The organism is Streptomyces sp. NPDC006655 (genome assembly GCF_040703965.1).
Lineage (GTDB): Bacteria > Actinomycetota > Actinomycetes > Streptomycetales > Streptomycetaceae > Streptomyces.
This window is the reverse complement of the sequence record NZ_JBEYJU010000011.1, coordinates 14,342-32,011: the sequence shown is the minus strand read 5'-3', so window position 1 is coordinate 32,011 and position 17,670 is coordinate 14,342. Positions and strand designations below refer to the sequence as shown.

General features: G+C 68.0%; 17 protein-coding genes. 9 read left to right on the top strand and 8 right to left on the bottom strand.

Features of this window, described 5'->3' with window-relative positions; all coding sequences use genetic code 11:
- Nucleotides 1-101: 101 nt before the first annotated feature.
- The gene (locus AB0958_RS09010; protein ID WP_366889687.1) at nt 102-1,184 is read right to left on the bottom strand and encodes an inositol-3-phosphate synthase; all 1,083 of its coding nucleotides are present in this window, start codon (nt 1,182-1,184) and stop codon (nt 102-104) included.
- 43 nt (nt 1,185-1,227) lie between these two features.
- Nucleotides 1,228-1,911: a helix-turn-helix transcriptional regulator gene (locus AB0958_RS09005; protein ID WP_366889686.1), complete on the bottom strand. Its 684-nt coding sequence runs from the start codon at nt 1,909-1,911 to the stop codon at nt 1,228-1,230.
- Between the two features lie 363 nt (nt 1,912-2,274).
- Here AB0958_RS09005 and AB0958_RS09000 point away from each other — a divergent pair, with 363 nt between their 5' ends.
- Complete coding sequence (locus AB0958_RS09000) at nt 2,275-4,920, top strand: transglycosylase domain-containing protein (RefSeq protein ID WP_366889685.1); 2,646 nt, start codon at nt 2,275-2,277, stop codon at nt 4,918-4,920.
- A gap of 131 nt (nt 4,921-5,051) precedes the next feature.
- A complete protein-coding gene (locus AB0958_RS08995) occupies nt 5,052-6,551 on the top strand; it encodes a glycosyltransferase 87 family protein (protein ID WP_366889683.1) in 1,500 nt (499 codons plus the stop codon).
- A 105-nt stretch (nt 6,552-6,656) separates the two neighbouring features.
- On the opposite strand, the gene AB0958_RS08990 is transcribed toward AB0958_RS08995, so the two are convergent.
- From AB0958_RS08990 to AB0958_RS08980, 3 genes are all read right to left on the bottom strand, one after another.
- Nucleotides 6,657-7,688, bottom strand: a complete 1,032-nt coding sequence (locus AB0958_RS08990) for an alanine racemase (protein WP_365339250.1) — start codon at nt 7,686-7,688, stop codon at nt 6,657-6,659.
- 84 nt (nt 7,689-7,772) lie between these two features.
- Nucleotides 7,773-8,894 carry a peptidoglycan bridge formation glycyltransferase FemX gene (gene femX / locus AB0958_RS08985; RefSeq protein ID WP_366889682.1) on the bottom strand — a complete coding sequence of 374 codons (1,122 nt, stop codon included), beginning with the start codon at nt 8,892-8,894 and terminating at the stop codon, nt 7,773-7,775.
- A 165-nt stretch (nt 8,895-9,059) separates the two neighbouring features.
- Nucleotides 9,060-9,362, bottom strand: coding sequence for a hypothetical protein (locus tag AB0958_RS08980; protein WP_366889681.1), 303 nt, complete (start codon nt 9,360-9,362; stop codon nt 9,060-9,062).
- A 264-nt stretch (nt 9,363-9,626) separates the two neighbouring features.
- On the opposite strand from AB0958_RS08980, the gene rpsF reads away from it, so the two are divergent.
- The 4 genes from rpsF to rplI all read left to right on the top strand — a co-directional run bounded on the left by rpsF (nt 9,627) and on the right by rplI (nt 11,348).
- On the top strand, nt 9,627-9,917 hold the full coding sequence (rpsF, locus tag AB0958_RS08975) for a 30S ribosomal protein S6 (protein WP_005482942.1): 291 nt from the start codon (nt 9,627-9,629) through the stop codon (nt 9,915-9,917).
- A 74-nt stretch (nt 9,918-9,991) separates the two neighbouring features.
- Nucleotides 9,992-10,588 (top strand): single-stranded DNA-binding protein, encoded by a 597-nt coding sequence (locus AB0958_RS08970; protein WP_366889680.1) that lies wholly within the window; start codon nt 9,992-9,994, stop codon nt 10,586-10,588.
- A gap of 58 nt (nt 10,589-10,646) precedes the next feature.
- On the top strand, nt 10,647-10,883 hold the full coding sequence (gene rpsR / locus AB0958_RS08965) for a 30S ribosomal protein S18 (RefSeq protein ID WP_006381652.1): 237 nt from the start codon (nt 10,647-10,649) through the stop codon (nt 10,881-10,883).
- A gap of 18 nt (nt 10,884-10,901) precedes the next feature.
- Nucleotides 10,902-11,348, top strand: a complete 447-nt coding sequence (gene rplI, locus AB0958_RS08960; protein WP_132888321.1) for a 50S ribosomal protein L9 — start codon at nt 10,902-10,904, stop codon at nt 11,346-11,348.
- Between the two features lie 126 nt (nt 11,349-11,474).
- Here the strand turns inward: rplI and AB0958_RS08955 are convergent, their stop codons facing one another.
- On the bottom strand, nt 11,475-12,812 hold the full coding sequence (locus AB0958_RS08955) for an MATE family efflux transporter (protein ID WP_366889679.1): 1,338 nt from the start codon (nt 12,810-12,812) through the stop codon (nt 11,475-11,477).
- A 457-nt stretch (nt 12,813-13,269) separates the two neighbouring features.
- On the opposite strand from AB0958_RS08955, the gene dnaB reads away from it, so the two are divergent.
- From dnaB to AB0958_RS08940, 3 genes are all read left to right on the top strand, one after another.
- Entirely contained in the window at nt 13,270-14,748 is a 1,479-nt protein-coding gene (dnaB, locus tag AB0958_RS08950; RefSeq protein ID WP_366889678.1) for a replicative DNA helicase, read from the top strand.
- 48 nt (nt 14,749-14,796) lie between these two features.
- Nucleotides 14,797-15,231 (top strand): VOC family protein, encoded by a 435-nt coding sequence (locus tag AB0958_RS08945; RefSeq protein ID WP_366889677.1) that lies wholly within the window; start codon nt 14,797-14,799, stop codon nt 15,229-15,231.
- Nucleotides 15,232-15,299: 68 nt separating this feature from the next.
- Nucleotides 15,300-16,685 carry a serine hydrolase domain-containing protein gene (locus tag AB0958_RS08940; RefSeq protein ID WP_366889676.1) on the top strand — a complete coding sequence of 462 codons (1,386 nt, stop codon included), beginning with the start codon at nt 15,300-15,302 and terminating at the stop codon, nt 16,683-16,685.
- Between the two features lie 53 nt (nt 16,686-16,738).
- Here the strand turns inward: AB0958_RS08940 and AB0958_RS08935 are convergent, their stop codons facing one another.
- Nucleotides 16,739-17,191 carry a GNAT family N-acetyltransferase gene (locus AB0958_RS08935; RefSeq protein ID WP_366889675.1) on the bottom strand — a complete coding sequence of 151 codons (453 nt, stop codon included), beginning with the start codon at nt 17,189-17,191 and terminating at the stop codon, nt 16,739-16,741.
- A 9-nt stretch (nt 17,192-17,200) separates the two neighbouring features.
- Complete coding sequence (locus AB0958_RS08930; protein ID WP_366889673.1) at nt 17,201-17,659, bottom strand: MarR family transcriptional regulator; 459 nt, start codon at nt 17,657-17,659, stop codon at nt 17,201-17,203.
- Between the last annotated feature and the right edge of the window lie 11 nt (nt 17,660-17,670).

Here is a 17,670-nt window from a genome sequence, read left to right as displayed (position 1 = left end):
CCTCACATAGGGGGTCGCATCCATGGGAAGGGTCCCCGGGTCTGATGACCCGGGGACCCTCACAGCCCTGGCAGGAGCGATTTTTGTGCGAGCGGCGGACGTCAGCGCTCGACGTCGCCGCGGATGAACTTCTCCACGTTCTCGCGGGCCTCGTCGTCGAAGTACTGGACCGGCGGGGACTTCATGAAGTAGCTCGACGCGGAGAGGATCGGACCGCCGATGCCACGGTCCTTGGCGATCTTCGCGGCGCGCAGGGCGTCGATGATGACACCCGCGGAGTTCGGGGAGTCCCAGACCTCGAGCTTGTACTCGAGGTTCAGCGGGACGTCACCGAAGGCGCGACCCTCCAGGCGGACATAGGCCCACTTGCGGTCGTCGAGCCAGGCCACGTAGTCGGACGGGCCGATGTGGACGTTCTTCTCGCCGAGGTCCCGGTCGGGGATCTGGGAGGTGACGGCCTGCGTCTTGGAGATCTTCTTGGACTCCAGGCGGTCGCGCTCCAGCATGTTCTTGAAGTCCATGTTGCCGCCGACGTTCAGCTGCATCGTGCGGTCCAGGATGACGCCCCGGTCCTCGAACAGCTTCGCCATGACGCGGTGCGTGATGGTGGCGCCGACCTGCGACTTGATGTCGTCACCGACGATCGGCACACCGGCCTCGGTGAACTTGTCCGCCCACTCCTTGGTACCGGCGATGAAGACCGGGAGGGCGTTGACGAAGGCGACCTTGGCGTCGATGGCGCACTGGGCGTAGAACTTCGCCGCGTCCTCGGAACCGACGGGCAGGTAGCAGACCAGAACGTCGACCTGCTTGTCCTTCAGGATCTGGACCACGTCGACCGGCTCGGCCTCGGACTCCTCGATGGTCTCGCGGTAGTACTTGCCGAGACCGTCGAGGGTGTGGCCGCGCTGGACGGTGACACCGGAGTTGGGCACGTCGCAGATCTTGATGGTGTTGTTCTCGGAGGCGCCGATGGCATCCGCAAGGTCGAGACCGACCTTCTTGGCGTCCACGTCGAAGGCGGCGACGAACTCGATGTCCTTGACGTGGTACTCGCCGAACTGGACGTGCATCAGGCCGGGGACCTTGGACGCCGGGTCGGCGTCCTTGTAGTACTCGACTCCCTGTACCAGCGAGGCGGCGCAGTTGCCCACGCCGACGATGGCTACGCGAACCGAACCCATTCCGGTTGCTCCCTGTGTGTACGAGTGAGGCCCTGAACGGGACTCACGTGGCGGTGTCGTCGGGCAAATCCGGCCGAGGGGTGTCCTCGGACCGGGGCAGGTTGCCCGGCGCTCCATTGGTGGTGTTCTGCTGAGCGGACCCCTCCGAGCCGGAACCCTTCAGGTCCCGTCCGGCCCGCTCGCTCTCGATGAGCTCGTTCAGCCAGCGCACTTCGCGCTCCACGGACTCCATCCCGTGGCGCTGGAGCTCAAGCGTGTAGTCGTCGAGGCGTTCCCGGGTGCGTGCCAGCGAGGCGCGCATCTTCTCCAGGCGCTCCTCCAGCCGGCTGCGGCGGCCCTCCAGCACGCGCATGCGGACGTCTCGCGAGGTCTGGCCGAAGAAGGCGAACCTCGCCGCGAAGTGCTCGTCCTCGTACGCGTCGGGGCCGGTCTGGGAGAGGAGTTCCTCGAAGTGCTCCTTACCCTCCGCCGTCAACCGGTAGACGATCTTGGCGCGGCGGCCGGCGAGCGTGGCGGCGAGAGCCTCCTCACCGGCGTTCGCCGGTTCCTCGATCAACCAGCCGTTGACGACCAGCGTCTTGAGGCACGGATAGAGCGTCCCGTAGCTGAAGGCACGGAACACGCCGAGTGAGGTGTTGAGCCGTTTCCGCAGCTCATAACCGTGCATCGGGGACTCGCGGAGCAGGCCGAGTACGGCGAACTCAAGGATGCCGGAGCGCCGGCTCATGATCGCCTCCTCTCGTCTGCTGCTCGGTTGTCTCGGTCCGATGTATCGACTCGATACATCCCGACGATAGATCGGCCTTCCGTCTGCGACAAGGGGGGTGACGGTGAACGGGATCACATCACCGATTCGCAGGAGGCAAGTTGCCTGTTTTGGGGTGAACTTCGGGGCTCGGCGGGTTTTCGTGGTGCGTAGTCTGTGCGGCATGCAGACCACCGGGAACCGAGTGACGCCTGGGGGGCGTCCACGTCCCTGGTGCAGTACGGGTGAATGCAGGACCGACCACATCCGTACTTCGGGGGGACCGGAAACCAGCCGCCGTTTCCAGGCGCGCACGGGTGCGCCTGCCCGAGGAGTAATCGTTCGATGAGCGAGCACCGTCGCAAACCGCCGCAGCCGCAGGGAGGCGGAGACGGACGTGCCGCGGCCCGACGCGGCCAGCCCGGCCCGTCCTCCGGCCGCCGTGCGGCACCGCGAGGCGCCACCGGGTCTCCTTCCGACTCCTATGGGTTCTCTTCCTATGGGTCGGACTCCCAGGGCCCGGGGGGTGAGGAGCGCCCCTACGGCAGCCGAGCGGAGGCCCGCCGGGCGGCGCAGAGAAACACAGGAGGGCGCCGCAGAGGGCCCGACAACGGGAGCCGTGGTCCGGGTGGCCCTGCCGGCCCGGGGCGTGGCAGAGGCCGGACGACCGATCCGGGCAACAAGCGCATCATCGACTACCCCAGGGCGAACAGGTTCGGCTGGCACCGCTGGGTCCCCTCCTGGAAGCTCGTGTCCGGGCTGTGCCTCACCTTCCTGGGCAGTCTGGTCGCCCTGGTCGGTGTCGGGTACGCCATGGTGGGGGTGCCCAGCGAGAACGACGCGGCCAAGTCCCAGAACAACGTCTACTACTGGGCCAACGGTCAGCAGATGGTCGCGACGGGCACGGGCGTGAACCGGCAGAACGTCACCATCGACCAGATCCCCGAGGCCATGCAGAACGCGGTGATCTCGGCCGAGAACAAGAGCTTCTACACGGACTCGGGTGTCGACCCCATGGGTATCGCCCGTGCCCTGGTCAACATGGCCCGGGGCGGCCAGACGCAGGGTGGTTCGACGATCACCCAGCAGTTCGTCAAGAACACCTACCTCAGCCAGGACCAGACGGTCACCCGCAAGTTCAAGGAGATGTTCATCTCCATCAAGGTGGGCACGAAGCTCACCAAGCCCCAGATCATGCAGGGCTACCTCAACACCTCGTACTTCGGCCGTGGCGCGTACGGCATCCAGGCCGCCGCCCAGACCTACTACGGCGTGGACGCGAAGGACCTCCAGCCGAGCCAGTGCGCCGTCCTGGCCGCGCTGCTCAAGGGTGCGACGTACTACGACCCGGCGGGCAACCCGGACATCGATCCCTCGGCCTCCAGGGAGGCCAACCTCAAGCGCTCGCAGGAACGCTGGGCCTGGATCCTCGGGGAGATGCACAAGGACAAGCGCCTCAGCGACGCCGATTACCAGACGGCCATCAAGAAGTACCCGATGCCCCAGGGCCGCAAGGCGATCAAGGGCATGACCGGCCAGATCAGCTACCTCGCCGACACGGCCAAGAAGTACGTCCTCGCGCACTCGAACATCACCGAGACACAGTTCGACCAGGGCGGCTTCCAGATCTACACGACCTTCGACAAGGACAGGGTCAACGCGCTGACCGCGGCCGTGAAGAAGGTCCAGAAGGCGCGCCTGGACCCGAAGAACCGCGAGAAGGACAAGTACGTCCAGTTCGGTGCCGCGTCGGTGGTGCCCAGGGACGGCGCGATCGTCGCCCTGTACGGCGGTGCCGGCTACGAGAACAACCACTTCACCAACAACGCGGACACCTCCGGTGTCCCCGTCGGTTCGACGTGGAAGCCGTTCGTGCTGGCGGCGGCCATGGAGAACGGGACGTACAAGACCGACGGTGTCGGGGTCTCGCCGCTGAGCAAGTACAACGGCGACGACAACCTGAAGGTGCGCAGGCCGGATGGCTCGTACTACCTGAACAAGGACAACTCGATCTTCCGTCAGCGGAACGAGAGCGCGTACCCCTGGGGCTACATCACTCTGCGCAAGGCGATGGAGCAGTCCGTCAACACCCCGTTCGTGCAACTGGGTGTGGACGTGGGACTCACGAAGGTACGTGACATGGCCCAGGCGGCCGGGATCCTGCCGAACAGCATGCTGCAGGGTCTGAACCCGTCGTTCGCCATCGGCACGTCCACCCCCAGTGCCATCCGCATGGCCGACGCCTACGCGACCTTCGCGGCCTCCGGCGAGCACGTGGACCCGTACTCCGTGACCGCGGTCAAGCAGGACGGGCAGAAGCTGCCGGGCTTCGACAAGCCGAAGCTGACCAGGGCGATGGACGAGAACGTGGCGAACAACGTCACGGACACCCTGGAGAACGTCATCCAGAACGGTACGGGTACCAACGCCAAGGCCCTGGGCCGTACGGCGGCGGGCAAGACCGGTACCACCGACAGCAACAAGTCGGCCTGGTTCGTCGGCTACACCCGGCAGCTGGCGACGTCGGTGGCGATGTTCCGTGAGAACCCGAAGGACGCCGAGCTGCTGTCCATGAACGGTACCGCCGGCGTGGCGTCCATCCACGGTGGTGACATCCCGACCTCGGTGTGGACCGAGTACATGAAGTCCGCGCTGAAGGGCAAGAACGACCCGGGCTTCCCGGAGGCCACCGAGATCGGTCAGATCGCCGACGAGGCGGGGATGCCCTCTCCGACGCCCAGCCCGAGCATCACTCCGAGCGAGTCGCCCAGCGAGTCGCCGAGCGCCACGCCCAGCGAGACGGTCACCGCCCCCTCGCCCAGCACGAGCGAGAGCTGCCAGTTCGCCTGGAACTGCTCGACCGACGGCGGCACCACCGGCAGCACGTCGGGGACCACGTCCTCGCCGTCGCCGACCGATTCGACCGGCGTGGGCAATACCAGAGGCAATGCCAACGGCGGAGGGAATCTCTTCGGCGGATCGACCGGCTAGCCGCGAGGTCTGACCGGTTGGTGACCCTTTCGCCCGCCGAAGGGTGTTTCACGTGAAACACGGGCCGTCGTACCCGAGGAGGTACGGCGGCCCTCGGCGTATTCCTAGAGAGGTACGGCAGGATGGGCCCCATGCCCAGTGCAGAGACGACGCCCGCGGGCGTGCGTGAGCCGGAGCCGGTGCGGCCGACCAGGGAAGACGCGGTCGCCGCGGCCGGCAGTGAGCTGATCGGCGGCCCCATCGGGCGACGTGCCCTGCTCGGGACGTCCTGGTGGACGCCGCTACGCGTGGTGGTCCTCGTCGCGATCGGCATCTTCGCCCTGGGCCTGGTCCAGAAGGCGCCCTGCTACAACGGCGCCTGGTTCTTCGGCGCCAGTTCCCAGTACACCCACGCCTGCTACTCGGACATTCCGCACCTCTACCAGGGGCGCGGTTTCGCCGACGGTCTGGTGCCGTACTTCGACAAGCTCCCCGGCGACATGGACTACCTCGAATACCCGGTGCTGACCGGTGTGTTCATGGAGGTGGCCGCCTGGCTCACCCCGGGCAGCGGAAGCATCCAGCTCCAGGAGCAGGTGTACTGGTTCGTCAACGCCGGGATGCTGATGATCTGCGCCGCCGTCATCGCGGTGTGCGTGGTCCGTACCCACCGCCGGCGTCCCTGGGACGGTCTGCTGGTCGCCCTGGCGCCCGCCTTCGCGCTGACCGCCACCATCAACTGGGACCTCCTGGCGGTCGCTCTGACGGCCGCAGCGATGCTGATGTGGTCCCGGAGCCGTCCCCTCGCCTTCGGCGTCCTCCTGGGCCTGGCCACGGCCGCCAAGCTGTATCCCGTGTTCCTGCTGGGGCCGTTGCTCCTGCTGTGCTGGCGCGCGGGCAGATGGCGGGAGTTCCTCGTCGCGACGGGCGGCGCGGTGGGCTCCTGGCTCGTGGTGAACCTGCCGGTGATGGTCTTCGCTTTCGACGGCTGGTCGAAGTTCTACACGTTCAGCCAGGAGCGGGGCGTGGACTTCGGCTCGTTCTGGCTGATCTGGGCGCAGAACACCACCAGCCCGCCGTCGACCGACTTCGTGAACAACGCGGCGATGGTCCTGGTGCTGCTCTGTTTCCTGGGCATCGCCGCGCTGACCCTGACCGCCCCGCGCCGACCGCGCTTCGCCCAGCTGGCCTTCCTGGTGGTGGCGGCCTTCATCCTCACCAACAAGGTCTACTCCCCGCAGTACGTCCTGTGGCTGGTCCCGCTGGCGGTCCTCGCCCGGCCCAAGTGGCGGGACTTCCTGATCTGGCAGGCGTGCGAGGTGGCGTACTTCCTGGGGATCTGGATGTACCTCGCGTACACGACCAGCGGAGACGCCCACAAGGGGCTGCCGACCGACGGCTACCACTGGGCCATCGCCGTGCACCTGCTGGGCACGCTCTACCTGTGCGCCATGGTCGTGCGCGACATCCTCATGCCCGAGCGGGACGTGGTACGCCGCTCCGGTGACGACGACCCCTCGGGCGGGGTGCTCGACGGCGCGGAGGACGTCTTCGTACTCGGTGCGGCGGCGCATCCCGCGCGCCACGCCGTCCACTTCGAGGGCCCGCAGGTCGCATGGGGGAGCCGGTCCCCCGAGGAGAGTTCGCCCTGAGCGAACAGCTCGGGTCCACAAGGTGAGAAGGGCCGTGCACGGAGTCCCGTGCACGGCCCTTCCGGCGTCCTGAGGTCCCTCGGCGCCGTACTGTCCCGAGAACCGTCAGCGGTCGACGAGACGGTCGAACTGGGTGGTGGTGTGCCGCAGATGAGCCACCAGCTCCTCGCCGACCTTCGGCTCCGGGGCGTCCGAGGGCACGAAGAGGATCGACACCTGCATGTGCGGCGGCTCCGCGAACCAGCGCTGCTTACCGCCCCAGACGAACGGGGAGAGGTTCCGGTTCACCGTGGCGAGGCCGGCCCGTGCGACGCCCTTGGCGCGCGGCATGACGCCGTGCAGGGCCTTCGGTGCCTCCAGGCCCACCCCGTGCGACGTACCGCCCGCCACGACCACCAGGAAGCCGTCCGAGGCCGACTTCTGCTGCCGGTAGCCGAACCGGTCGCCCTTGGCGACGCGGGTGACGTCCAGCACCGCCCCGCGGTACTCGGTGGCGTCGTGGTCCCCCAGCCACAGCCGGGTGCCGATCCGCGCCCGGAACCGGGTCTGCGGGAACTGCTGTTGCAGCCGGGCGAGTTCGTCGGCCTTGAGGTGGCTGACGAACATCGTGTGCAACGGCAGCCGGGCCGCGCGCAGCCGGTCCATCCAGCCGATGACCTCCTCGACGGCGTCCGAGCCGTCGGTTCGATCCAGCGGCAGATGGATGGCGAAGCCCTCCAGCCGGACGTTCTCGATGGCGGAGTGCAGCTGCGGCAGGTCCTGCTCGCTGATGCCGTGCCGCTTCATGGTCGACATCACCTCGATGACCACCCGCGCGCCCACGAGGCCGTACACGCCGTCGATCGAGGACACCGAGCGGATGACCCGGTCGGGCAGCGGCACCGGCTCCTCGCCGCGCCGGTACGGCGTCAGCACCAGCAGGTCCCCGCCGAACCAGTCCTTGATGCGCGCGGCCTCGTACGTCGTGCCGACGGCGAGGACGTCCGAGCCCAGACGCGTGGCCTCCTCCGCCAGCCGTTCGTGCCCGAAGCCGTAGCCGTTGCCCTTGCAGACCGGGACCAGGCCCGGGAACTGCTCCTGCACGTGCTTGTGGTGCGCCCGCCAGCGCGCGGTGTCGACGTAGAGCGTGAGCGCCATGGCCGGACCTGGAACCTTTCTGGATGGCTGGGGTGTGCCAGAGGACTGCGGTGTGTCAGGGCTATAGAAGCACGGAGCGTGACGTCAGCGGCGCGACATGTAGATGTCGAGCGCCTTGTGGAGCAGCTTGTTCAGGGGGAAGTCCCATTCGCCGAGGTACTCGGCGGCCTGGCCGCCGGTGCCCACCTTGAACTGGATCAGTCCGAAGAGGTGGTCCGTCTCGTCCAGCGAGTCCGAGATGCCCCGCAGGTCGTAGACGGTGGCGCCGAGCGCGTAGGCGTCGCGCAGCATCCGCCACTGCATGGCGTTGGACGGCCGGACCTCGCGCCCGATGTTGTCCGAGGCGCCGTAGGAGTACCAGACGTGTCCGCCGACGATCAGCATGGTCGCCGCGGACAGGTTCACCCCGTTGTGCCGGGCGAAGTACAGCCGCATCCGGTTGGGGTCCTCGGTGTTCAGGGCCGTCCACATGCGCTGGAAGTACGACAGCGGCCGCGGCCGGAAGTGGTCGCGCACGGCAGTGATCTCGTACAGCCGCTGCCACTCCGCCAGGTCCTGGTAACCGCCCTGGACGACCTCGACACCGGCCTTCTCGGCCTTCTTGATGTTGCGTCGCCACAACTGGTTGAAGTTCTTGTGGACCTCTTCCAGGGAGCGGTTCGCCAGCGGCACCTGGTAGACGTAGCGCGGCTGGACGTCGCCGAAGCCGGCGCCGCCGTCCTCGCCCTGCTGCCAGCCCATCCGGCGCAGTTTGTCGGCCACCTCGAAGGCACGCGGCTCGATGAAGTCGGCCTCGATGTCGCGCAGCCGCTTCACGTCCGGGTTCTGGATGCCGGCCTTGATGGAGTTGGCCTCCCAGCGCCGGATGATCACCGGCGGGCCCATCTTCACGGAGAACGCGCCCTGGTGCTTGAGGTGGGCCAGCATCGGCTGGATCCACTCCTCGAGATTGGGCGCGAACCAGTTGATGACCGGGCCCTCGGGCAGGTAGGCCAGATAACGCTTGATCTTGGGCAGCTGGCGGTACAGCACCAGGCCCGCGCCGACCATCTCGCCGGTGCGCTCGTCGAACCAGCCAAGGTTCTCCGAACGCCACTCCGCCTTGACATCGGCCCAGGCCGGGACCTGCATGTGGCTAGCCGCCGGCAGACTCTGGATGTACGCCAGATGCTGTTCGCGGCTGATGGTCCTCAGGGTCAGGCTCATGTCGGGGCGCTCCTCGGGCTGGTGTGTCCCCATGGGTACAGGGGCTCCGGCTCTCGCGCCGAAGCCTACTGCGCCTCGCCCGCGGCCCGACTGGGCGTACGGCACCAACGTCCCGGCCCTGGTCGGGCCGGGACGTTGCGCTGGGGTGCGGACGGTGCCCGAGGGCTAGCCGAACAGCCCGCCGTTCGCCATCCCGATGAAGAAACCGATGCCCGAGGCACCCAGACCCAGGATCAGACCGAAGCGCTCGCGTGTGGTGATCGAGACCCACTGCCCGTACAGGCCGGTGATGATGCCGATCAGCCCGGCCCAGGAGCTGAGCAGGTGGAGGCTGTGGAAGAAGCACGTGATGAAGGCGATCAGCCCCAGCGCCAGGGTCACTGCCATCAGTGAGTCCTGGAGCGGATGGGTCTTGCCGTCCGTGGCGAACAGGGATCCGGCGGTGTTGGGTCGCAATGCCTGTGCCATAGGGCACCTCCTGCGGAAGGCGGCGCATCGTAGCGCCATACACACCCGATGTGTACAGATTGCGTGCCCTGGCGGCCGGATTTCAACCGGAAGCGGGTGTGCGGGTACTCTGTACCGTCTGCACCGGTGTCTGCCCATGCCGTGACAGGGGATCCCGCGGGAAGCCCCCGATTGTCAGTGGCCGCCGATACCGTTGCGTACGCATCACAACCCTCCTGCCACGGAACGACCGTGGCCGCTGAGTCCAAAGGAGGTGGGTTCCACATGCGTCACTACGAGGTGATGGTCATCCTCGACCCCGATCTGGAGGAGCGCGCCGTCGCCCCCCTGATCGAGAACTTCCTCTCCGTCGTCCGTGAGGGCAACGGCAAGGTGGAGAAGGTCGACACCTGGGGCCGTCGTCGTCTCTCGTACGAGATCAAGAAGAAGCCTGAGGGCATCTACTCGGTCATCGACCTGCAGGCCGAGCCTGCGGTCGTGAAGGAGCTCGACCGCCAGATGAACCTGAACGAGTCGGTCCTCCGGACCAAGGTCCTCCGCCCCGAGACCCACTGAGCTTCCCGCTCAGCTGAACTCGGGATTCGAGTAGCAGCAAGCAGCCAGCAGCAAACCCGCCGAGAGGTTCCCCCATGGCAGGCGAGACCGTCATCACGGTCGTCGGCAATCTTGTCGACGACCCCGAGCTGCGCTTCACCCCGTCCGGTGCGGCGGTCGCGAAGTTCCGCGTCGCGTCCACTCCCCGCACCTTCGACCGCCAGACGAACGAGTGGAAGGACGGCGAAAGCCTCTTCCTCACCTGCTCGGTCTGGCGGCAGGCGGCGGAGAACGTCGCCGAGTCGCTCCAGCGAGGCATGCGCGTCATCGTGCAGGGCCGGCTGAAGCAGCGGTCCTACGAGGACCGTGAGGGTGTCAAGCGCACGGTCTACGAGCTGGACGTCGAGGAAGTCGGCGCCAGCCTGCGGAACGCCACGGCCAAGGTCACCAAGACCGCCGGTGGTGGCGGTCGCGGTGGCCAGGGCGGTTACGGCGGTGGTGGCGGCCAGGGTGGCGGCGGCTGGGGCGGTGGCTCCGGCGGCGGTCAGCAGGGCGGCGCTCCCAACGACGACCCCTGGGCCTCCGGCGCTCCCGCCGGCGGTGGCAACCAGGGCGGCGGCTGGGGCGGTGGCTCCGGCGGCAGCGGCGGTGGCGGCGGTGGCGGCGGCTACTCGGACGAGCCCCCCTTCTAGGCCCCCGGGCCGAGGGGCGGGGCACACCCAAACTTCTTGATCACACAGGAGAAACACCATGGCGAAGCCGCCTGTGCGCAAGCCTAAGAAGAAGGTCTGCGCTTTCTGCAAGGACAAGGTCCAGTACGTGGACTACAAGGACACGAACATGCTGCGGAAGTTCATTTCCGACCGCGGCAAGATCCGTGCCCGCCGCGTGACCGGCAACTGCACGCAGCACCAGCGTGACGTCGCCACGGCCGTCAAGAACAGCCGTGAGATGGCGCTGCTGCCCTACACCTCCACCGCGCGCTAAGGGAAGGGTGACCGACCAATGAAGATCATCCTGACCCACGAGGTCTCCGGCCTCGGCGCCGCTGGTGAAGTCGTCGACGTCAAGGACGGCTACGCCCGCAACTACCTGATCCCGCGGAAGTTCGCGATCCGCTGGACCAAGGGTGGCGAGAAGGACGTCGAGCAGATCCGCCGTGCTCGCAAGATCCACGAGATCCAGACCATCGAGCAGGCCAACCAGGTGAAGGCCCAGCTCGAGGGCGTCAAGGTCCGCCTGGCCGTCCGTGCCGGCGACGCCGGTCGCCTCTTCGGGTCCGTCACTCAGGCCGACATCGCTTCGGCGATCAAGGCTGCGGGTGGCCCCGAGGTCGACAAGCGTCGCATCGAGGTCGTCTCGGCGATCAAGACCCTGGGCGCCCACGAGACGTCCGTGCGTCTGCACCCCGAGGTTGCCGCCAAGGTCAACATCGAGGTCGTCGCGGCCTGATGCTGCGCTCTGCCTGAGCCGTAGCTGAAAGGGGCCGCACCCGTCATGGGTGCGGCCCCTTTCGTTTCACGTGAAACATGACAGCTTGCGACGTTTCACGTGGAACCCCCGATGAGGATGTGCCGGTCAGCGGGTAGCGCCCGTCACGACCCAGCGACCCGAGCGAGCCCGCAGCCAGAGAGTCAGCAGTCGCACGGCCATCATCAACGTCATGGCCGCCCAGAGGGCGGTGAGCCCACCGCCGAGGGCGGGGACCAGCAGTGCCACCGGTGTGAAGACCGCGAGAGTGACCACCATGGCCCCAGCGAGGTACGGGCCATCTCCGGCCCCCATCAGAACGCCGTCCAGGACGAACACCACGCCGGAGATCGGCTGAGAGAGCGCCACGATGAGCAGGGCGGCGAGGGCGGTCTCCTTCACGGCAGGGTCGCTCGTGAACAGCGGCAGGAACAGCGGCCGGGCGGCCACCACGAGCAGACCCAGGCCCACACCGGTGGCGATGCCCCACTGCACCATGCGCCGGCAGGCCTCGCGGGCCCCGGTCGCGTCGTCCGCACCGAGACAGCGGCCGATGATCGCCTGCCCGGCGATGGCGATCGCGTCCAGGGCGAAGGCCAGCAGGCTCCACAGCGAAAGGACGATCTGGTGGGCGGCGACGTCCGCGTCACCCATGCGGGCCGCCACGGCAGTCGCGATCATGAGGATGGCCCGCAGGGAGAGTGTCCGGACGAGCAGCGGCAGGCCGGCCTGTGCCGACGCCCGGATTCCGGCGGCGTCGGGGCGCAGAGACGCTCCGTGCCTGCGGGCGCCACGTACGACGACGGCCAGATAGACCGCCGCCATCGCGCACTGGGCGATGACGGTGCCCCAGGCGGAACCGGCGATGCCCAGTCCGGCGCCGTAGACGAGGCCGGCGTTGAGCCCGGCGTTGGCGACGAAGCCCGCGACGGCGACGTACAGCGGGGTACGGGTGTCCTGGAGGCCGCGCAGGACACCGGTGGCGGCGAGCACGACCAGCATGGCCGGGATGCCCAGCGAGGAGATCCGCAGATAGGTGGCCGCGTAGGGAGCCGCGGTGGCCGAGGCGCCGAAGGCGTCCACGATTCCTTGGGTGAGAGGCAGGACCAGAGCAATGACCGCGGCGCCGAGCAGCAGTGCCAGCCAGATCCCGTCCATGCCTTGGCGGATGGCCGCTTGGAGATCACCGGAGCCGACCCGGCGGGCGACCGCGGCCGTCGTGGCGTAGGCGAGGAAGACGAAGATGCTCACGGCGGTGGTCAGAAGAGCCGAGGCGACCCCGAGGCCGGCGAGCTGTGCGGTGCCGAGATGGCCGACGATCGCGCTGTCGGCCAGGACGAAGAGCGGCTCTGCGACGAGCGCGCCGAAGGCCGGGACGGCCAGCGCGACGATCTCTCTGTCGTGCCGTCGGCGGGTGGCCTGGGGGATCACGGGGGCCTGTGACATGGGTACTAATGTAATCGTCCACAGGTAAGAGATGCAAAGTAGTAGTGACCCTTACGTGTGTGTGGGCGGACCATGCTTTCGCGCGCCGTTCGAGGCGATCTTGGTCCGACCGGGGAAGTTTTTCTTCTGCACAGCCGGTGGACGGGAAAGCTGCAGCTCAGAGCGATGTGCGAAGAGAGATCGAGGGCTTGTTCACAGGGCTGTCCACCGTGTCGTGCACAGGTTTCAGGGAGTTCTCCACAGCATACGGGCCGTCGTCCACATGCCCTGTGGATAACCAGATTGGCTGACGGTGCCCGCGGGCCTAACGTGGTCCGGCACCCGCTCCTCGTCACGGCCTCGGAAGCCTCGTGAAACCGACGCGCAGAACCGGAATGGGGCGACCTAGTTGTCAGTGCCGTGCCGTAGAAAAGAGGCACGGCGAGGTCCGCCGGGCGGACGGGGAGGAGGTGGCTCGGTGAGTATTTCCGAGCCCTTGGACGACCCGTGGGCCGACGCCGGTCCCAGTGATCGTCTGCCTGCCTCCCGCCGACGGGGCGAGGGCGGCCGGGGCCGGGACGACCGCCACGACCGGGGCCGGGACAGCGGAGAATGGGACGGCTCCTCGGGGCCCACCTTCGAGCGCGTCCCCCCGCAGGATCTGGACGCCGAACAGTCCGTGCTCGGCGGCATGCTGCTCTCGAAGGACGCCATCGCCGACGTCGTCGAGATCCTCAAGGGCCACGACTTCTACAAGCCGGCGCACGAGACGATCTACCAGGCGATCCTCGACGTCTATGCCAAGGGTGAGCCTGCCGACCCCATCACCATCGCCGCGGAACTCACCAAGCGCGGGGAGATCAACAAGGTCGGCGGCGCGTCCTATCTGCACACCCTCGTCCAGACGGTGCCGACGGCGGCGAACGCCGAGTACTACGCGGAGATCGTCCACGAGCGGGCCGTGCTGCGCCGCCTGGTCGAGGCCGGTACCCGCATCACACAGATGGGATACGCGGCAGACGGCGACATCGACGAGATCGTCAACAGCGCGCAGGCCGAGATCTACGCCGTCACCGAGCAGCGGACCAGCGAGGACTACCTGCCGCTCGGCGACATCATGGAGGGCGCCCTCGACGAGATCGAGGCGATCGGCTCCCGCACCGGCGAGATGACCGGTGTGCCCACCGGCTTCACGGACCTCGACTCCCTCACCAACGGCCTGCACCCGGGACAGATGATCGTCATCGCCGCCCGTCCCGCGATGGGCAAGTCCACACTCGCCCTGGACTTCGCACGGGCCGCGTCGATCAAGAACAACCTGCCCAGTGTCATCTTCTCCCTCGAAATGGGCCGTAACGAGATCGCGATGCGACTGCTGTCCGCCGAGGCCCGGGTCGCCCTGCACCACATGCGCTCCGGCACCATGACCGACGAGGACTGGACCCGGCTGGCCCGCCGGATGCCGGACGTCTCGGCGGCCCCGCTCTACATCGACGACTCCCCGAACCTGTCGATGATGGAGATCCGCGCCAAGTGCCGACGGCTCAAACAGCGCAACGACATCAAGCTCGTGATCATCGACTATCTCCAGCTGATGCAGTCCGGCGGCAAGCGTTCCGAGAGCCGTCAGCAGGAGGTCTCGGACATGTCCCGGAACCTCAAGCTGCTGGCGAAGGAGCTGGAGGTCCCGGTGATCGCGCTCTCGCAGCTGAACCGTGGTCCCGAGCAGCGCACCGACAAGAAGCCGATGGTGTCCGACCTGCGTGAGTCTGGCTCCATCGAGCAGGACGCCGACATGGTCATCCTGCTCCACCGCGAGGACGCCTACGAAAAGGAGTCGCCGCGCGCCGGTGAGGCGGACATCATCGTGGGCAAGCACCGTAACGGTCCGACCGCGACGATCACGGTGGCCTTCCAGGGCCACTACTCACGCTTCGTCGACATGGCACAGACCTGATCGGTGCCTGTTTCCTGGTTCCGTGTCCGTGACGACCATGGTGGGCAGATGGCATCGGTCAAGCAGTTCCAAGTCACCTTCGACTGCGCAGAACCCGAGCGTGTGGCGCGCTTCTGGTGCGAGGCGCTGGGATACGTCGTACCGCCTCCGCCGCAGGGGTTCGCCACGTGGGAAGACTTCGACCGCTCGCTGCCGCCGGAGCGCCAGGGCGCGTCGTTCGCCTGCGTGGATCCCTCGGGTGTCGGCCCGCGACTGTACTTCCAGCGTGTCCCCGAAGGGAAGGTCGTCAAGAACCGGGTTCATCTGGATGTACGGGTCGGTACCGGGCTCGTGGGTGAGGAGCGCCTCGCCGTGCTCGAGGCCGAATGCGCGCGGCTTGTCGCGCTCGGCGCGGTACGCGAACGACTGCTCGTGGCCGACGGGTACAACGAATCGTGCATAGGGATGCGTGACGTCGAGGGCAACGAGTTCTGTCTCGATTGAGCGTCCGGGCGTGTCCGGACCGGGGAAATGCACTCGACGCCGGTCCGGACACCGGGTGGACTGGGCGCATGACGACATTCCAGGATGAGTTGCTCCCCGCCACTCGGCGGGCGCTGCTGCACAGGATCGCCGTGGCTCAGGCGGAAGGCCGGGCGCCGTCGCTGGTCGCCGCGGTCGTGCGGGGTGGCCGGACCGTCTGGCACGGGGCGCGTACCTCCGTGGACGGGCATGGGCCGGACGAGAACGTGCAGTACCGGATCGGCTCCATCACCAAGACGTTCACGGCCGTGCTGGTGCTCCGGTTGCGTGACGAGGGGCTGCTCGACCTCGGCGACCCACTGGAGAAGTACCTGCCGGGCACCGGCGCGGGGGACGCGACGATCTTCCAACTCCTCGCGCACACCGCCGGGTTGGCAGCCGAGTCCCCGGCCCCCTGGTGGGAGCGTACCCCGGGATCGCTGCGGCCGGAGCTGAGCGACGTCCTCGGCGAGCAGCCCTTTCTGCACCCCGCCGGACACCGGCACCACTACTCAAACCCCGGCTACACCCTGCTCGGGGCGCTGGTCGAGGAGCTCCGTGGCGCCCCCTGGGAGCAGGTGCTCCGGCAAGAGGTGCTCGAACCCCTGGGCCTCGACCGTACGAGCGCCCAGCCGCAGGCACCGCACGCGGGTGGGTGGGCGGTGCATCCCTGGGCCGACGTCATGCTTCCCGAGCCGCTGGAGGACCTCGGCCGGATGGCGCCCGCGGGGCAACTCTGGTCGACCACCGGCGACCTGGCCCGCTTCGCCGTCTTCCTGACGGCCGGTGACGACCGGGTGCTGAGCGCCGCGTCGGTACGCGAGATGCGCGTCCCGGCGGCTCCGGCAGAGCCCGCCGATGTGCTGGACGGTGCCACCTATGGTCTGGGGCTGCAGATCCAGCGCCGTGACGGCAGGCTTCTCGTGGGGCACTCCGGCTCGCTGCCCGGGTTCCTGGCCGGCCTCACCATCAGCGTGGACGAGGACGTGGCGGCCGTGGTGCTGGCGAACTGCACTTCAGGCCCGCTGACGTACACCGTCGGCGCCGACCTCGTCCGTATCGTCGCGGAGGCCGAGCCCCGCATCCCGGAGCCGTGGCGGCCACTGACCCGGGTCGATCCAGCAGTACTCGAGTTGGCGGGGCAGTGGTACTGGGGGACACACCCCTTCGTGTTCCGGGTGACGGCCGACGGGCTGGTCTCGCTGGGACCGCTGTCGGGCGCCGGCCGCCGCGCCCGCTTCCGTCCCAACGGCGACGGTACGTGGACGGGTCTGGAGGGCTACTACGCCGGAGAGCTCCTACGGCCCGTACGGCGCCCCGACGGAGTGATGAGCCACCTGGACCTCGGCTCGTTCGTGTTCACGCGTCAGCCGTACGACGAGACGTCTCCTGTGCCCGGCGGAGTGGCCCCCGAGGGGTGGCAGGGGATCGGGTGACCGCGGCGGAGCAGGGCGGTGTTTCACGTGAAACACCGCCCGCGCTTCGGTGTTCAGATCTCCAGCTTGAAGCCCACGTGTGAGGCGGTGAAGCCCAGCCGCTCGTAGAAGCGATGGGCGTCGGTGCGCGAGCTGTCCGATGTCAGCTGCACCAACCGGCAGCCCTGGCGGCGGGATTCGTCGATCGCCCACTCGATGAACCGGGTACCCAGCCCGCTGCCACGCTCGTCGGCATGGACCCGTACGCCCTCGATGATCGACCGGGTGGCGCCGCGCCGGGACAGGCCGGGGATGATGGTGAGCTGGAGCGTGCCCACGACACGCCCCGCGCGCACGGCGACGACCAGCTGCTGGTTGGGGTCCGCGCTGAGGCGTTCCAGTGCGCGCAGGTAGGGCGCGAGGTCGTCAGGCGACTCCCGTTCGGCGCCGAGCGGGTCGTCGGCGAGCATGCCGACGACGGCCGGAACGTCGTCGGCCACCGCGGCACGTATGTCAAGATCATCCATGGCCGGAGCCTACGCGGGCACGTGCAGCGACTCCACGGCCCGGACCAGGGGAGCCAGTTCCGGATTCCCGGCCGCTTCGTCGAGGGCCTCGCGCAACGCCGAGTCATTGGTGGGGCGGGCCCGTTCGAGCAGATGCAGCCCTGCCTCGGTGACGTTGGTGTAGATGCCCCGCCGGTCCGTCGGGCAGAGATAGCGCTCCAGGAGGCCACGGTCCTCCAGGCGGGTCACCAACCGGGTGGTCGCGCTCTGACTGAGCACGACCGCGTCGGCGACCTGCTTCATCTGCAGATGTCCTCCTTCGCCGTCGTGCTGTCGGCTGAGGACGTCGAGCAGGGAGTATTCGCGCACGCTCAGGTCGTGCTTCGACTGAAGGGCGCGCTCGATGTGCGCCTCGATCCTGCCGTGCAGCAGGGAGAGGGCGCACCAGCCCTGGGCAAGGGCGGTGAGCGCGGGATCCGTGGCAGTCATAGGGCGTTTTC

Excerpts from the sequence above, each read along its gene's own strand:
- AB0958_RS09010 (WP_366889687.1), bottom strand. The coding sequence starts at position 1,184 with ATGGGTTCGGTTCGCGTAGCCATCGTCGGCGTGGGCAACTGCGCCGCC.
- AB0958_RS09005 (WP_366889686.1), bottom strand. The coding sequence starts at position 1,911 with ATGAGCCGGCGCTCCGGCATCCTTGAGTTCGCCGTACTCGGCCTGCTC.
- AB0958_RS09000 (WP_366889685.1), top strand. The coding sequence starts at position 2,275 with ATGAGCGAGCACCGTCGCAAACCGCCGCAGCCGCAGGGAGGCGGAGAC.
- AB0958_RS08995 (WP_366889683.1), top strand. The coding sequence starts at position 5,052 with ATGCCCAGTGCAGAGACGACGCCCGCGGGCGTGCGTGAGCCGGAGCCG.
- AB0958_RS08990 (WP_365339250.1), bottom strand. The coding sequence starts at position 7,688 with ATGGCGCTCACGCTCTACGTCGACACCGCGCGCTGGCGGGCGCACCAC.
- femX (WP_366889682.1), bottom strand. The coding sequence starts at position 8,894 with ATGAGCCTGACCCTGAGGACCATCAGCCGCGAACAGCATCTGGCGTAC.
- AB0958_RS08980 (WP_366889681.1), bottom strand. The coding sequence starts at position 9,362 with ATGGCACAGGCATTGCGACCCAACACCGCCGGATCCCTGTTCGCCACG.
- rpsF (WP_005482942.1), top strand. The coding sequence starts at position 9,627 with ATGCGTCACTACGAGGTGATGGTCATCCTCGACCCCGATCTGGAGGAG.
- AB0958_RS08970 (WP_366889680.1), top strand. The coding sequence starts at position 9,992 with ATGGCAGGCGAGACCGTCATCACGGTCGTCGGCAATCTTGTCGACGAC.
- rpsR (WP_006381652.1), top strand. The coding sequence starts at position 10,647 with ATGGCGAAGCCGCCTGTGCGCAAGCCTAAGAAGAAGGTCTGCGCTTTC.
- rplI (WP_132888321.1), top strand. The coding sequence starts at position 10,902 with ATGAAGATCATCCTGACCCACGAGGTCTCCGGCCTCGGCGCCGCTGGT.
- AB0958_RS08955 (WP_366889679.1), bottom strand. The coding sequence starts at position 12,812 with ATGTCACAGGCCCCCGTGATCCCCCAGGCCACCCGCCGACGGCACGAC.
- AB0958_RS08945 (WP_366889677.1), top strand. The coding sequence starts at position 14,797 with ATGGCATCGGTCAAGCAGTTCCAAGTCACCTTCGACTGCGCAGAACCC.
- AB0958_RS08940 (WP_366889676.1), top strand. The coding sequence starts at position 15,300 with ATGACGACATTCCAGGATGAGTTGCTCCCCGCCACTCGGCGGGCGCTG.
- AB0958_RS08935 (WP_366889675.1), bottom strand. The coding sequence starts at position 17,191 with ATGGATGATCTTGACATACGTGCCGCGGTGGCCGACGACGTTCCGGCC.
- AB0958_RS08930 (WP_366889673.1), bottom strand. The coding sequence starts at position 17,659 with ATGACTGCCACGGATCCCGCGCTCACCGCCCTTGCCCAGGGCTGGTGC.